At 61.9% G+C, this 15,509-nt stretch carries 13 protein-coding genes; all 13 read left to right on the top strand.

Annotated elements, in window-relative coordinates:
• Positions 1-16: 16 nt before the first annotated feature.
• The 13 genes from XB14_RS10995 (at position 17) to XB14_RS10935 (ending at position 15,452) form a co-directional block, all read left to right on the top strand.
• Positions 17-1,144: an NADH-quinone oxidoreductase subunit E gene (locus XB14_RS10995; RefSeq protein ID WP_077961566.1), complete on the top strand. Its 1,128-nt coding sequence runs from the start codon at positions 17-19 to the stop codon at positions 1,142-1,144.
• 11 nt (positions 1,145-1,155) lie between these two features.
• Positions 1,156-2,460 (top strand): NADH-quinone oxidoreductase subunit NuoF, encoded by a 1,305-nt coding sequence (nuoF, locus tag XB14_RS10990; protein ID WP_077961565.1) that lies wholly within the window; start codon positions 1,156-1,158, stop codon positions 2,458-2,460.
• A 6-nt stretch (positions 2,461-2,466) separates the two neighbouring features.
• Complete coding sequence (locus XB14_RS10985) at positions 2,467-3,117, top strand: hypothetical protein (protein ID WP_077961564.1); 651 nt, start codon at positions 2,467-2,469, stop codon at positions 3,115-3,117.
• Positions 3,118-3,227: 110 nt separating this feature from the next.
• Positions 3,228-5,309 carry an NADH-quinone oxidoreductase subunit NuoG gene (nuoG, locus tag XB14_RS10980; protein WP_077961563.1) on the top strand — a complete coding sequence of 694 codons (2,082 nt, stop codon included), beginning with the start codon at positions 3,228-3,230 and terminating at the stop codon, positions 5,307-5,309.
• Between the two features lie 20 nt (positions 5,310-5,329).
• Positions 5,330-6,373: an NADH-quinone oxidoreductase subunit NuoH gene (gene nuoH / locus XB14_RS10975; protein ID WP_034803570.1), complete on the top strand. Its 1,044-nt coding sequence runs from the start codon at positions 5,330-5,332 to the stop codon at positions 6,371-6,373.
• 64 nt (positions 6,374-6,437) lie between these two features.
• A complete protein-coding gene (gene nuoI, locus XB14_RS10970; protein WP_025426590.1) occupies positions 6,438-6,929 on the top strand; it encodes an NADH-quinone oxidoreductase subunit NuoI in 492 nt (163 codons plus the stop codon).
• A gap of 138 nt (positions 6,930-7,067) precedes the next feature.
• Positions 7,068-7,682 (top strand): NADH-quinone oxidoreductase subunit J, encoded by a 615-nt coding sequence (locus XB14_RS10965; protein ID WP_077961964.1) that lies wholly within the window; start codon positions 7,068-7,070, stop codon positions 7,680-7,682.
• Positions 7,683-7,710: 28 nt separating this feature from the next.
• The gene (nuoK, locus tag XB14_RS10960) at positions 7,711-8,019 is read left to right on the top strand and encodes an NADH-quinone oxidoreductase subunit NuoK (protein ID WP_034803568.1); all 309 of its coding nucleotides are present in this window, start codon (positions 7,711-7,713) and stop codon (positions 8,017-8,019) included.
• Between the two features lie 7 nt (positions 8,020-8,026).
• Complete coding sequence (gene nuoL, locus XB14_RS10955; RefSeq protein ID WP_077961562.1) at positions 8,027-10,021, top strand: NADH-quinone oxidoreductase subunit L; 1,995 nt, start codon at positions 8,027-8,029, stop codon at positions 10,019-10,021.
• Positions 10,021-11,532, top strand: a complete 1,512-nt coding sequence (locus XB14_RS10950) for an NADH-quinone oxidoreductase subunit M (protein ID WP_077961561.1) — start codon at positions 10,021-10,023, stop codon at positions 11,530-11,532. Before nuoL ends, XB14_RS10950 begins: the two co-directional genes overlap by 1 nt.
• Positions 11,533-11,551: 19 nt before the next feature.
• Positions 11,552-12,994 (top strand): NADH-quinone oxidoreductase subunit NuoN, encoded by a 1,443-nt coding sequence (gene nuoN / locus XB14_RS10945; RefSeq protein WP_077961560.1) that lies wholly within the window; start codon positions 11,552-11,554, stop codon positions 12,992-12,994.
• A complete protein-coding gene (locus tag XB14_RS10940) occupies positions 12,994-13,758 on the top strand; it encodes a biotin--[acetyl-CoA-carboxylase] ligase (RefSeq protein WP_077961963.1) in 765 nt (254 codons plus the stop codon). Before nuoN ends, XB14_RS10940 begins: the two co-directional genes overlap by 1 nt.
• Positions 13,759-13,784: 26 nt before the next feature.
• Entirely contained in the window at positions 13,785-15,452 is a 1,668-nt protein-coding gene (locus tag XB14_RS10935; protein ID WP_077961559.1) for a ribonuclease J, read from the top strand.
• Positions 15,453-15,509: the final 57 nt, after the last annotated feature.

Genomic DNA, 15,509 nt, shown 5'->3' with positions numbered 1-15,509 from the left:
TAAGGTGTCCACTAGAATGTCCGTTCGTCGACTAGCCGAAGACACCGTCCAGCCAGCGAGCTTTGCCTTCAGCAAGGAGAACGCCGCCTGGGCGAAGGAAACGATCAATAAGTACCCCAAGGGTCGTGAGCAGTCTGCCGTCATCCCGTTGTTGATGCGCGCTCAGGACCAGGACGGCTGGGTCACGAAGGCCGCCATCGAGTCAATCGCTGACATGCTTGGCATGCCGTACATCCGCGCGCTCGAAGTTGCGACCTTCTATACCCAGTTCCAGTTGAAGCCGGTCGGCACGCGTGCCCACATTCAGGTCTGCGGCACGACGCCCTGCATGCTGCGCGGCGCCGAAGACCTGATCAAGGTCTGCAAGAGCAAGATCGCGCATGACCCCTTCACCCTCAACGAGAGCGGTACGCTCTCCTGGGAAGAAGTCGAATGTCAGGGCGCCTGCGTCAACGCGCCGATGGTCATGATCTTCAAGGACACCTTCGAAGACCTGACGCCCGAGCAGCTCGAGCAGATCATCGACCGTTTCGAAGCAGGCAAGGGTGCTGAAGTCACCCCCGGTCCGCAGATCGATCGCATCTATTCGGCTCCGGAAGGCGGCCCGACGACCCTGATGCTGGTGGATGCGGCTCCGGCAAAGACGACCGCGACGCCAAAGAAGGCGAGCGCCGAGCCGGCGGTTTCTGTTCCGCCGTCGAATGCCGGCCGTGCCAAGACCGCTGCGACCGAGACCAATGCGTCTCTGAAGACGCCGGCGACGGCAAAGGCGGAAGCTGCTGCCAATGCCAAGATCGAAGGCGACACCGTCGACAAGTCGAAGCCTGCCAAGACGGCCGCCGTGTCCGGCAAGCCGTCGCTTGAGGACAAGAACCGTCCGGCCGGCATCGAAAAGCCGGCGGCAGTCGACGACCTCAAGCTGATCTCGGGCGTCGGTCCGAAGATCGAGGGCACGCTGAACGAACTGGGTATCTACACCTACGCGCAAGTTGCTTCGTGGAAGAAGGCGGAGCGCGAGTGGGTTGACGGATACCTGAATTTCAAGGGCCGCATCGAACGCGACGACTGGGTCAAGCAGGCCAAGGCGCTCGCCAAGGGCGGCGAAGCCGAATACATCAAGGTCTTCGGCAAGAAGCCGCGGTAAAGAGGTGAATTATGCTCAGAGATGAAGACCGCATCTTTACCAACATCTACGGCCTCAAGGACAAGTCCCTGAAGGGCGCCATGGCGCGCGGCCACTGGGACGGTACCAAGCAGCTGCTCGAAAAGGGCCGAGACTGGATCGTCAACGAAGTGAAGGCCTCCGGCCTTCGCGGCCGTGGCGGCGCCGGCTTCCCGACGGGCCTCAAGTGGTCCTTCATGCCGAAGGAAAGCGACGGCCGTCCGCACTATCTCGTCGTCAACGCCGACGAGTCCGAGCCCGGCACCTGCAAGGACCGTGACATCATGCGTCACGATCCGCACACGCTGATCGAAGGCTGCGTCGTTGCCAGCTTCGCCATGGGCGCCCATGTCGCCTATATCTACGTCCGCGGTGAATTCGTCCGCGAGCGTGAGGCGCTGCAGGCGGCAATCGACGAGTGCTACGAATACGGCCTGCTCGGCAAGAACAACAAGCTCGGCTACGACATCGACATCTACGTGCACCATGGTGCCGGCGCCTATATCTGTGGCGAAGAGACGGCGCTGCTCGAAAGCCTGGAAGGCAAGAAGGGCCAGCCGCGCCTGAAGCCGCCCTTCCCGGCGAACATGGGCCTCTACGGTTGCCCGACGACCGTCAACAACGTCGAGTCGATCGCGGTCACCCCGACGATCCTGCGTCGCGGCGCCGGCTGGTACACGAGCTTCGGTCGCCCGAACAACCACGGCACCAAGCTCTATTCGGTCTCCGGTCACGTCAATCGCCCGTGCACGGTCGAAGACGCGATGTCGATCCCGTTCCATGAGCTGATCGAAAAGCACTGTGGCGGTATCCGCGGCGGCTGGGACAACCTGCTCGCCGTCATTCCAGGCGGTTCGTCCGTTCCCTGCGTGCCCGGCGCGCAGATGAAGGACGCCATCATGGACTTCGACGGTCTGCGCGAGGTCGGTTCCAGCCTTGGAACCGCCGCCGTCATCGTGATGGACAGGTCAACGGACATCATCAAGGCGATCTGGCGCCTCTCGGCCTTCTACAAGCATGAGAGCTGCGGCCAGTGCACGCCGTGCCGCGAAGGCACCGGCTGGATGATGCGCGTGATGGAACGCATGGTTCAGGGCCGCGCCCAGAAGCGCGAGATCGACATGCTGTTCGACGTCACCAAGCAGGTGGAAGGCCACACGATCTGCGCGCTCGGCGACGCGGCCGCCTGGCCGATCCAGGGCCTGATCAAGCATTTCCGTCCGGAAATGGAAAAGCGCATCGACGAATATACGCGCAATGCGTCGTCGCATGGCGCGGTTCTGGAAGCGGCGGAGTAAGGCACGATGGCCGGCGCACGCGAAGAGGGACAGATGAAGGGACAGGCCGAAGCAGGCATTCCGTTCGCACGTCCGCTTGGCGGCGATCCGGCCGATCCGTTCGGCATGGCGGAATGGATGAAGAACCTGCCGCGGATGCCGCTGCATCCGCTGATGGTTCACCCGGCGGCCGTGGTTGCCGCCGCAACCGCGATCGGCTTCGGCCTCACGACCCAGATTGCCGGTGCCATGATCGGCGCGATGCAGAGTGCGGTCGAGGCGGCTCAGAAGCGGGCGGAGCCCGAAGCTTCTGGTGTTGCGGCGGCAGTTGTCGCCACGACGATGCCAGCCGAAGCAAAACTGGAACCTGTGGCTAAGCCGTCAGCGCCTGCCAAGGGGGCTGCAGCAAAGCCGGTGGTTGAGAAAGTTGCCGCCGAAAAGGTGGTCAAGGTTCGCGCGCCGCGCGCCAAGGCGAAAGCCGCCGACGACCTCAAGCGGATCTCCGGCATCGGCCCGAAGCTCGAGCAGGTGCTGAACGTGAAGGGCATCAGCGGTTTTGCCGACATCGCCGGCTGGAGCGAGGCGGACGTTGCCCGCTTCGACGACGAACTCGGCTTCGGTGGGCGGATCAAGCGGGACGATTGGGTTGGACAGGCCAAGGCGCTGAAAGGCGCTTGAGAGAATGGGGGCGGGGACCGGAGACGGCCATCGCCCGCAAGCAGCAAGGCTGTGTTGGAATTGTCCGTCGCCGGAAGGCCGACGGACGGAAGACAGGATTGAGTACGAAGATGGCAAAGCTGAAAGTCGACGGAAAAGAGATCGAGGTACCGGATCATTTCACGCTGCTTCAGGCGTGCGAAGAGGCCGGAGCCGAAGTTCCGCGCTTCTGTTTCCACGAGCGGCTTTCGGTCGCCGGTAACTGCCGCATGTGTCTGGTCGAGGTGAAGGGAGGGCCACCCAAGCCCGCCGCTTCCTGCGCCATGGGCGTGCGCGACCTTCGTCCGGGCCCGAACGGCGAAGCGCCGGAAGTCTTCACGACCACGCCGATGGTCAAGAAGGCACGCGAAGGCGTGATGGAATTCCTGCTGATCAACCATCCGCTCGACTGCCCGATCTGTGACCAGGGCGGCGAATGCGACCTGCAGGACCAGGCGATGGCCTTCGGCATCGACAGTTCGCGCTACCAGGAAAACAAGCGCGCCGTTGAAGACAAGTATATCGGCCCGCTCGTCAAGACCGTGATGAACCGCTGCATTCACTGCACGCGCTGCGTCCGCTTCACGACCGAAGTCGCCGGCATTGCCGAGCTTGGCCTGATCGGCCGCGGTGAAGACGCCGAAATCACCACCTATCTCGAACAGGCGATGACCTCGGAACTGCAGGGCAACGTCGTTGACCTCTGCCCGGTCGGCGCGTTGACCTCGAAGCCGTTTGCCTTCACCGCCCGTCCGTGGGAACTGAACAAGACCGAATCCATCGACGTGATGGACGCGCTCGGTTCGGCGATCCGCGTCGATACCCGCGGCCGCGAAGTCATGCGCATCATGCCGCGCGTCAATGAGGACATCAACGAAGAGTGGATCTCCGACAAGAGCCGCTTCATCTGGGATGGCCTGAAGACGCAGCGCCTCGATCGCCCTTACGTCAAGAAGGACGGCCGACTGCAGCCGGCGACCTGGGGCGAAGCCTTCCAGGCGGTCAAGGCGGCCGTTGCTGCCACCTCCGGCGACAAGATCGGCGCCATTGCCGGTGACCTCGCTTCGGTCGAAGAAATGTACGCGCTGAAGAGCCTGATCGCAGCGCTCGGCTCCGAAAGCGTCGACTGCCGCCAGGACGGTGCAGCACTCGATCCTTCGCTCGGTCGCGCCAGCTACCTGTTCAACCCGACCATCGCCGGCATCGAAAGCGCTGACGCGCTGCTGATCATCGGTTCCAACCCGCGCTTCGAGGCTTCCGTCCTCAACGCCCGTATCCGCAAGCGCTACCGCATGGGCAACTTCCCGATTGCCGTGATCGGCGAGCCGGGCGAACTGCGCTACGAATACGAATATCTCGGCGCCGGCACCGAAACGCTTGCCGAACTCGTCTCCGGCAAGGGCAAGTTTGCAGCGACCTTGAAGAAGGCGCAGCGCCCGATGATCCTCATTGGTCAGGGTGCGATCGCAGGGGAGGGCGGTTCGGCCGTTCTCGCCGCCGCTGCCAAGCTCGCAGGCACCGTCGGTGCGGCCACCGCTGAGTGGAACGGTTTTGCCGTTCTGCACACGGCCGCTTCCCGCGTCGGTGGTCTGGACCTCGGCTTCGTTCCGGGTGCGAACGGCAAGTCGGCGGCTGAAATGGTTTCCGCTTCTGACGTTCTCTTCCTGCTTGGTGCCGACGAGATCGATCTCGCAGCACGCAAGTCCGGCTTCACGGTCTATATCGGCTCGCACGGCGACAACGGCGCGCATGCCGCCGACGTCATCCTGCCGGGCGCGACCTATACGGAAAAGTCCGGTACCTGGGTCAACACCGAAGGCCGCGTTCAGGTCGGCAACCGCGCCGGCTTCGCACCGGGCGACGCACGCGAGGACTGGGCGATCATCCGCGCGCTCTCCGACGTTCTCGGTAAGAAGCTGCCCTTTGATTCGCTTGGCGAATTGCGTTCGAAGCTCTATGCGGCCCACCCGCATTTCGCCGATATCGACGCGATCGCGGCCGGCAACGGCGACGAAATTGCCGCACTTGGCCAAAAAGCCGGTGAGATGGGCAAATCCGTGTTTGCGTCTCCGGTCAAAGACTTCTATTTGACGAACCCGATAGCGCGCGCATCCGCCGTCATGGCCGAATGCTCGGCTTTGGCACGCAACAATTTCAAAGCTGCGGCGGAATGAGCGCGAGGGAATAGAGTATCATGGACGCTTTCGTTTCGACCTATGTCTGGCCCGCGATCATCATGGTCGCCCAGTCGCTGCTGCTCCTGGTCGCGCTGCTGCTTTTCATCGCCTACATCCTGCTCGCCGACCGTAAGATCTGGGCTGCAGTTCAGCTCCGCCGTGGTCCGAATGTGGTGGGCCCCTGGGGACTTTTCCAGTCCTTCGCCGACCTTTTGAAGTTCGTCTTCAAGGAGCCGGTTATCCCGGCTGGCGCCAACAAGGCAATCTTCCTGCTTGCCCCGCTCGTCTCCGTGACACTGGCGCTCGCCGCCTGGGCGGTGATCCCGCTCAACGCCGGATGGGTGATCGCGAACATCAACGTCGGCATCCTCTTCGTGTTCGCCATATCTTCTCTTGAAGTTTATGGCATCATCATGGGCGGCTGGGCGTCGAACTCCAAATATCCCTTCCTCGGCGCGCTTCGCTCCGCAGCACAGATGGTCTCCTACGAAGTCTCGATCGGCTTCGTCATCGTCACCGTTCTGCTCTGCGTCGGCTCGCTGAACCTGACGGACATCGTCAACGCGCAGTCGAGCGGCATCGGCACCAACCTCGGCCTGCCGGCGTCGTTCCTCGACTGGCACTGGCTGGCGCTGTTCCCGATGTTCATCGTGTTCTTCATTTCGGCGCTGGCCGAAACGAACCGCCCGCCTTTCGATCTGCCCGAAGCGGAATCCGAACTCGTCGCCGGCTTCATGGTCGAGTACGGCTCCACGCCCTACATGATGTTCATGCTCGGCGAATATGCCGCCATCTGCCTGATGTGCGCGCTGACGACGATCCTGTTCCTCGGCGGCTGGCTGCCTCCGGTCGACGTCTGGTTCCTCAACTGGGTCCCCGGCATCATCTGGTTCGTTCTCAAGGCCTCCTTCGTGTTCTTCATGTTCGCGATGGTGAAGGCTTTCGTGCCGCGTTACCGCTACGACCAGCTGATGCGTCTCGGCTGGAAGGTCTTCCTGCCGATCTCCCTCGCAATGGTCGTGATCACTGCATTCGTTCTCAAGCTGACGGGAGCCGCATGACGATGGCTCACGTTTGGCAGCATACCGCCGGTCGCTCCCAGGCCGGCAACTCTGGAGGTAAATGATGGCCGGTCTTTCGCAAGCCGTCAGCTCGCTGTTCCTGAAGGAATTCGTCGGCGCTTTCTTTCTGTCGATGCGCTATTTCTTCAAACCGAAGGCGACGTTGAACTACCCCTTCGAAAAGGGGCCGGTCAGCCCGCGCTTCCGTGGCGAACATGCCCTGCGCCGTTATCCGAACGGCGAAGAGCGCTGCATTGCCTGCAAGCTGTGCGAGGCAATCTGTCCTGCACAGGCCATCACCATCGAAGCCGGCCCGCGCCGCAACGACGGCACCCGCCGTACGGTGCGCTACGACATCGACATGGTGAAGTGCATCTATTGCGGTTTCTGCCAGGAAGCCTGTCCGGTCGATGCCATCGTCGAGGGCCCGAACTTCGAATTCGCCACCGAGACGCGCGAAGAGCTTTACTACGACAAGGACAAGCTCCTCGCCAACGGCGACCGTTGGGAACGGGAAATCGCACGCAACATCGCAATGGACTCGCCCTATCGCTGAGGCCAGAGCGTAGCGCCGCCCCGGGGAGGGCGGTGCATGTGACATAGGTTTGGGCAACGGCCGGACGCGTGTCCGGCTTTGCCTGTGGAGTGGGGCCAGAAGCGCCTCACGCCGTGCAAGACGAAGAAGGCACCGATCATGGGTCTGCAGGTTCTTTTTTTCTATCTCTTTGCCTTCATCGCGGTGGCGTCGGCATTCATGGTCATTGCGGCCAGGAACCCGGTTTATTCGGTTCTGTTCCTGATCCTGACCTTCTTTAACTCGGCAGGCCTGTTCCTGCTGACCGGCGCCGAATTCCTCGCGATGATCCTGCTGGTCGTTTATGTCGGCGCGGTCGCGGTGCTCTTCCTGTTCGTGGTCATGATGCTCGACATCGACTTCGCGGAACTGCGCGCCGGCGTGCTCGAATATGCCCCGATTGGCGCGCTGATCGGCCTGATCCTCGCAGCCGAGCTCATCATCGTGGTTGGCGGCGCGACGTTCTCGCCGGAAATCGCCAAGGCGGTATCGATGCCGATCCCGGCCGTCACCGAACGGACGAACACGGCAGCCCTCGGCGACGTGCTCTATACCCACTACGTCTACTTCTTCCAGATCGCCGGCCTGGTCCTGCTCGTCGCCATGATCGGCGCTATCGTGCTGACGCTGCGCCATCGCGAAAACATCAAGCGCCAGAACATCCCGCAGCAGGTTGCCCGCACGCCCGAGACCGCCGTCGAGGTGGTCACGGTCAAGCCCGGCCAGGGCATCTAAGTCGGACGCGAGATCGAGGAACAATAAAATGGAAATCGGAATTTCCCACTATCTCACCGTCAGCGCCATCCTGTTCACGCTGGGCGTCTTCGGCATCTTCCTGAACCGGAAGAACGTCATCGTCATCCTGATGTCGGTCGAACTCATTCTTCTCGCGGTCAACATCAACATGGTCGCCTTCTCGGCGTTCCTGAACGATATCACGGGCCAGGTGTTTGCCCTGTTCATCCTGACCGTCGCGGCTGCGGAAGCGGCCATCGGACTTGCAATTCTCGTCGTCTTCTACCGCAACCGCGGCTCGATCGCTGTTGAAGACGTCAACATGATGAAGGGCTGATTGGGCTATGGATACCATCATCAAGGCTATCGTCTTCCTGCCTTTGATCGGCTTTCTGATTGCCGGCCTCTTCGGTAGTTCGATCGGCGCCAAGGCATCGGAATATGTCACTAGCGGTCTGATGATCATCGCCGCTGCGCTCTCCTGGTACGTCTTCTTCGACGTCGCCATGGGCCACCAGGAAATGATCAAGGTTTCGGTGCTGCGCTGGATCCAGTCCGGCACCTTCGATGTCGAATGGGCGTTCCGCGTCGATACGCTGACATCGGTCATGTTCGTCGTCGTCAATACGGTGTCGACGCTCGTGCATGTCTATTCGATCGGATACATGCACCATGATCCGCATCGTCCGCGCTTCTTCGCCTACCTGTCGCTCTTCACCTTCGCGATGTTGATGCTGATCACGTCGGATAACCTCGTGCAGATGTTCTTCGGCTGGGAAGGCGTGGGTCTCGCGTCCTACCTGCTCATCGGCTTCTGGTACAAGAAGCCGTCGGCCAACGCCGCTGCGATGAAGGCCTTCATCGTCAACCGCGTCGGCGACTTCGGCTTCGCGCTCGGCATCTTCCTCGTCTTCGTGCTTTTCGGCTCGGTCAACCTGGAAACGATCTTCGCTGCAGCCAAGACCTATCTGCCGGCAGAAGGTGCCGCAGCAGGGGAGGCGGTCGTCACGCTGTTCGGCATGCACCTCGACAAGGCTGATGCCATCACCGCCGCATCGCTGCTGCTCTTCATGGGCGCGATGGGCAAGTCGGCGCAGTTCCTGCTGCACACCTGGCTTCCGGACGCGATGGAAGGCCCGACCCCGGTCTCGGCCCTGATCCATGCGGCAACCATGGTCACCGCCGGCGTCTTCCTCGTCGCCCGCATGTCGCCGGTCTTCGAACTGTCGCCGGACGCGCTGACCGTCGTTACGATCATCGGTGCGATCACCGCCTTCTTCGCCGCGACCGTCGGTCTCGTCCAGAACGACATCAAGCGCGTCATCGCCTATTCGACCTGCTCGCAGCTCGGCTACATGTTCGTCGCACTCGGCGTCGGCGCCTATGGCGCGGCCATCTTCCACCTGTTCACGCACGCCTTCTTCAAGGCCCTGCTGTTCTTGGGTGCCGGTTCGGTCATCCACGCCGTCGATGGCGAGCAGGACATGCGTTACATGGGCGGCCTCAGGAAGCACATTCCTGTCACCTACTGGATGATGTTCATCGGCACGATCGCTCTGACGGGCGTCGGCATTCCGGGCACGATCATCGGTACCGCGGGCTTCTTCTCGAAGGACGCAATCATCGAATCCGCCTATGCCGCGCATAGCTCGGTTTCCGGCTTCGCCTATGCACTGCTCGTTGTCGCCGCGCTGTTCACGAGCTTCTATTCGTGGCGCCTGACCTTCATGACCTTCCATGGCAAGCCCCGCGCGTCCTCGGATGTCATGCATCACGTCCATGAATCGCCGCAGGTCATGCTGGTGCCGCTCTATATCCTCGGCGTCGGCGCACTGGTCGCGGGCTTCATCTTCCACGATTACTTCTTCGGCCATCACTATGCCGAGTTCTGGAAGGGTGCGCTGTTCACCTCGGCGGAAAACGAAGTTCTCGAGACCTATCACGACGTTCCGAAGTGGGTTAAGTGGAGCCCGTTCTGCGCCATGGCGCTTGGCCTCTTCACCGCCTGGTACATGTATATCCGCCGGCCGGAGCTGCCGAAGTATCTGGCAGAGCAGCACCGTGGCCTCTACCAGTTCCTGCTCAATAAGTGGTACTTCGACGAGCTCTACGACGTCCTGTTCGTACGCTCGGCCAAGTGGCTCGGCACCTTCCTGTGGAAGGAAGGCGACGGTCGCGTGATCGACGGCTACGGCCCGAACGGCATTGCCGCGCGCGTGCTCAACGTCACTGACCGCGTTGTCCGCCTGCAGACTGGTTACCTCTATCACTACGCGTTCGCGATGCTGATCGGCATTGCCGCGCTTGTTACTTGGATGATGTTCAGGAGTTCCTTCTGATGACCGATTGGCCCGTACTTTCCGCGGTCACCTTCATGCCGCTCGTCGGCGTCCTGCTTCTCTTGCTCACAAGGGAAGACAGCGCCTACGGCCGCCGGAACATCCTGAACGTTTCGCTGCTGACGACGATCTTGACCTTCGCCGTGTCGGTCTACATCTGGTACCAGTTCGATTCCTCGAACCCGGGCTTCCAGATGATCGAGAAGCACGAGTGGCTCGGCACCGGCATTTCCTACCATCTCGGTATCGATGGCATCTCGATGCTGTTCGTGGTGCTCTCGGCCTTCCTCATGCCGTTCTGCGTGCTGGCGAGTTGGCTGTCGATCGAGAAGCGGCTGAAGGCCTACATGATCGCGTTCCTGGTTCTGGAAACGTTCATGATCGGCGTCTTCGTGTCGCTCGATATCGTGCTCTTCTACGTTTTCTTCGAAGCCGGCCTCATCCCGATGTTCCTCATCATCGGTGTCTGGGGCGGCAAGGACCGCGTCTACGCCAGCTACAAGTTCTTCCTTTACACGCTGCTCGGCTCAGTGCTGATGCTGCTCGCGATCATGGCAATGTACTGGCAGGCCGGTACGACCGACATCACGCAACTGCTGGCCTATAACTTCCCGCGCCAGATGCAGACCTGGCTGTGGCTCGCCTTCTTCGCCTCCTTTGCGGTGAAGATGCCGATGTGGCCGGTCCATACCTGGCTTCCGGACGCGCACGTTCAGGCGCCGACGGCGGGCTCGGTCATTCTGGCCGGCGTTCTCCTGAAGCTCGGCGGCTACGGCTTCCTGCGCTTCTCGCTGCCGATGTTCCCACTGGCATCCGATTACTTCGCGCCGTTCGTCTTCACGCTTTCGGTCGTCGCCATCATCTACACCTCGCTGGTGGCACTGATGCAGACCGACATCAAGAAGCTGATCGCCTATTCGTCCGTTGCGCACATGGGCTACGTGACGATGGGTATCTTTGCCGCCAACGTTCAGGGCGTGCAGGGTGCGATCTTCCAGATGCTGTCGCACGGCATCGTCTCGGGCGCGCTCTTCCTTTGCGTCGGCGTTGTCTACGACCGCCTGCACACCCGCGAAATCGCGGCCTATGGCGGCCTCGTCAACAACATGCCGAAATATGCCGTCGCCTTCATGGTGTTCACCATGGCGAACGTCGGCCTGCCGGGCACGTCCAGCTTCGTTGGTGAAGTGCTGACCCTGGTCGGCGCGTTCCGCGCCAACACCTGGGTTGCGCTCTTTGCGACCTCCGGCGTGATCCTGTCGGCAGCCTACGCGCTCTGGCTCTACCGCCGGGTCGTATTCGGCGCGCTGGAAAAGGAAAGCCTGAAGACGCTGCTCGACCTGTCGCCGCGCGAAAAGGCCATCCTTTATCCGCTGGTGATCCTGACGATCTTCTTCGGCGTCTACCCGGCACCGATCTTCGATGCGACCGCGGCCTCCGTGGATCTGCTCGTCAACAACTACTCCGCAGCCCTGCAGGCAGCGCAAAACGTTGCGCTTTCGGTGCAATGACCACAGGACGTGATTGGACATGACTGCTGAAACCCTCCTTGCAAGCCTGCAACTCTCGATCCCCGAGCTGATCCTCGCGGTCGGCGCGATGGCCTTGCTGATGATTGGCGTGTTTTCCGGCGAGAAGTCGGCGTCGACGGTCACCGGTCTTGCGGTTGCCGTCCTGATCATCGCCGGCCTCTGGCTCGTTCTGAAAACCGGCGAAGGCGAAGCCTATGGCGGCGCCTTCCTGTCGGATCCCTTCGCCAAGTTCATGAAGGTTCTGGCCCTGATCGGCTCCATCACCGCCCTGGTGATGACGGTCGGCCATGCGCGCTCCGCCCAGATCGACCGTTTCGAGTTCCCGGTGCTGCTGGTGCTGGCGACGCTCGGCATGCTCTTGATGATCTCCGCCAACGACATGATCTCGCTTTATCTGTCGCTGGAACTGCAGTCGCTCGCTCTCTATGTCGTCGCTGCGATCAACCGCGACAGCGTCCGCTCGACGGAAGCCGGCCTCAAGTACTTCGTCCTCGGTGCGCTTTCTTCGGGCATGCTGCTTTATGGCATGTCGCTGATCTACGGTTTCACCGGCCACACCGGCTTCACCCAGATCGCCGCTGCGCTGACGGCTGAAGGCCGCTCGCTCGGCCTGATCTTCGGTCTCGTCTTCGTGCTTGCCGGCCTTGCCTTCAAGATCTCCGCCGTTCCGTTCCACATGTGGACACCGGACGTTTACGAAGGCGCGCCGACGCCGGTCACCGCCTTCTTCGCGGCAGCACCGAAGGTCGCCGCCATGGCGATCCTCGTTCGCATCGTCATCAATGCCTTCGAGCCGGTCGTTGCCGACTGGCAGCAGATCATCGTCTTCATCTCGATCGCCTCGATGCTGCTCGGTGCCTTCGCAGCCATCGGCCAGAAGAACATCAAGCGCCTGATGGCCTATTCCTCGATCAGCCACATGGGCTACGCGCTGGTCGGCCTTGCCGCCGGCTCCATGGCGGGCGTTCGCGGCGTGCTGCTCTACATGCTCATCTACATGGTCATGACGCTTGGCACCTTCGCCTGCATCCTGGCGATGCGGCGCAAGGAAGGCGAAAACGTCGAGAACGTCGACGATCTCGCCGGTCTCTCGCAGACCAACCCCTTCATGGCGACGGTGCTGACCGTCCTGATGTTCTCGCTCGCCGGCATCCCGCCGATGGCAGGCTTCTTCGGGAAGTACTTCGTCTTCATGGCGGCCATCGAAGCCCAGCTCTATGCGCTCGCCATCATCGGCGTTCTCGCATCGGTCGTCGGCGCCTACTACTATCTGCGCGTCATCAAGGTGATGTGGTTCGACGATGCCAAGGGCGAATTCGCCCGCACCGCCGGCGAACTGCGGCTGGTGTTCGGTCTCTCGGGCCTGTTCGTTCTCGGATACGTGCTCATCGGCGGACCGCTCGGAAACGCCGCTGAAGTCGCGGCGCGGACCTTCTTTTGATCGCCTTTGAAGGCGGCGGCCGGATTTCGCTCGACGATTTCCGGCACGTCGCTCTCGATGCGGTCGGGTCGACCAACAGCGAATGCCTGGCGCGTGCGCGCCAGGGTGACCCGGGCAATCTCTGGGTCACGGCTATCAGGCAGACCGGCGGGCGCGGACGTCGCGGCCGGGCGTGGTTCTCCGAACCTGGCAATCTCTACGCTTCGCTTCTCCTCATCGAACCGGCACCTGTCGAGCACCTGCATTCGCTGCCGCTTGCTGTCGCTGTCGCCGTGCACCGGGCAATCCGCCAGGTTATGCCGCCGGGCTCGGCTCCGGTGGAGATCAAGTGGCCGAACGACATCCTGATCGACGGCAAGAAGACCTGCGGTATCCTGCTTGAGGGCGAGGTTCTCCCGGATGGGCGCCAGGCACTGGTGATTGGCTGCGGTATCAACATTGCCGTCCAGCCGGACGATGCGCTCTATCCCGTAACGTCGCTCAAGAAGGAAGGCGCGTCGGTTTCGCCGGACGAGTTGTTTGCCCGGCTGTTCCTGACGATGGCGGAAACCCTGTCGGTCTGGAACCGTGGGGCGGGTATTGCCAATACAATCGACCAATGGCGTGCGGCGGCGCGCGGTATCGGCGAGACGATCACGGTAAACCTGCCGGACCGATCGCTTTCCGGACGCTTTGCCGGTATTGATGGCGCCGGGCGTTTGATGCTCGATACCGGCTCGGGCACGATGCAGACGATCGCCGCCGGCGACGTATTTTTCGGATAATTCCTAGAACAAGGGCGCAACACGATATGGCGCAAGAAGAAGAATTGGTGTTCTTGCCGCTCGGCGGCGTCGGCGAAATCGGCATGAATCTTGGCCTTTACGGCTACGGACGGCCGGGAAGCCGCCAGTGGATCATGGTCGATTGCGGCGTCACATTTCCAGGTCCGGACCTTCCGGGCGTGGATCTGGTTCTCGCAGACATCAGCTTCCTGGCGGAGGAGCGCCGCAATCTCAAGGGCATCATCATCACCCACGCCCATGAGGACCACTATGGCGGTCTGAACGACCTGTGGCCCGGTCTCAATGTTCCGGTCTACGCCTCGCCGTTTACGGCAGGCATGCTGGAGGCCAAGCGCGATTTCGAGAAGAGCCGCGGTGAAATCCCGGTCACGATCTTCAAGCAGGGCGACCGCATCAACGTCGGTCCGTTCGAGATCGAAGCGGTCGGCGTCAACCATTCGATCCCCGAGCCGATGTCGCTGATCATTCGCACGCCGGTCGGCACGGTGGTTCATACCGGCGACTGGAAGATCGATCTTCACCCGTCGCTCGGACCTTTGACCGACGAAGCACGCTTCCGCCAGATCGGCGATGAAGGTGTGCTTGCGCTCGTCTGCGATTCCACCAATGCGATGCGCGACGGCGTTTCGCCGTCAGAGCAGGAAGTCTCCGAAAGCCTGACGAAGATCATCGCCAACGCTGAAGGGCGAGTGGCGATCACGACGTTCTCCTCGAATGTCGGGCGCATCCGGTCGATCGCCGAAGCGGCCGAAGAGGCGGGCAGAGATGTGCTGCTGCTCGGCAGTTCGATGAAGCGGGTCGTCGCCGTCGCTTCTGATCTCGGACTGATGGAAGGCATCAAGCCATTCCTTGCTGAAGACGAGTTCGGCTATGTGCCGCGTGACAAGGTCGTGGTCATCCTGACCGGCAGCCAGGGCGAGCCGCGGGCAGCCCTTGCCAAGATCGCCCGCGACGAGATGCGCAATGTTGCCTTCTCGGCTGGTGATACGGTCGTGTTTTCTTCACGCACAATCCCCGGCAACGAAAAGGCGATCAACGACATCAAGAACGGCCTGGTCGAACAGGGCATCCATATCATCACCGACAGCGAGGCGCTGGTGCACGTATCCGGCCACCCGCGTCGCACCGAGTTGCAGCAGATGTACCAATGGCTGCGGCCGCAGATCCTCGTGCCCGTTCATGGTGAGGCGGCGCATCTGACGGCGCATGGCGAACTGGGCCGGCAATCCGGCATCGCCAGTGTTCCGCGTCTCAGGAACGGCGAAATGCTGCGCCTTGCGCCGGGGCCTGCCGAAGTGATCGACGAAGCCCCGCATGGCCGCATCTACAAGGACGGCAGCCTTATCGGCGATTTCGAGGAGATGGGCATCGGCGAACGCCGCAAGCTCTCCTTTGCCGGCCATGTCGCAGTCAACGTCGTTCTCGACAGCCGATACGACTTCCTCGGAGATCCAGACATCGTTGCGATCGGCCTGCCCGAGTTCGACGATGAGGGCGAGGACATGGAGGACACGCTCTATGACGCCGTCCTTGGCGCCGTCGAGAGCATTCCGCGCGCCAAGCGCAAGGATCTGGCGATGCTGCAGGAGGCGGTCCGCCGCGCCGTTCGTAGCACCGCCAATCAGATCTGGGGCAAGAAGCCGATCGTCACGGTGTTTGTCACCAAAGTCTGATCGGCGCGCTCTCTGCGACCATGTAAGCGGAACCGGAAGTCAAAGCGGGAGGATCGC

This window comes from Ensifer adhaerens, from assembly GCF_002007205.1.
GTDB lineage: Bacteria > Pseudomonadota > Alphaproteobacteria > Rhizobiales > Rhizobiaceae > Ensifer > Ensifer adhaerens_D.
The sequence above is the reverse complement of the archived record's forward strand: the minus strand, read 5'-3'. Positions and strand labels throughout refer to the sequence as shown.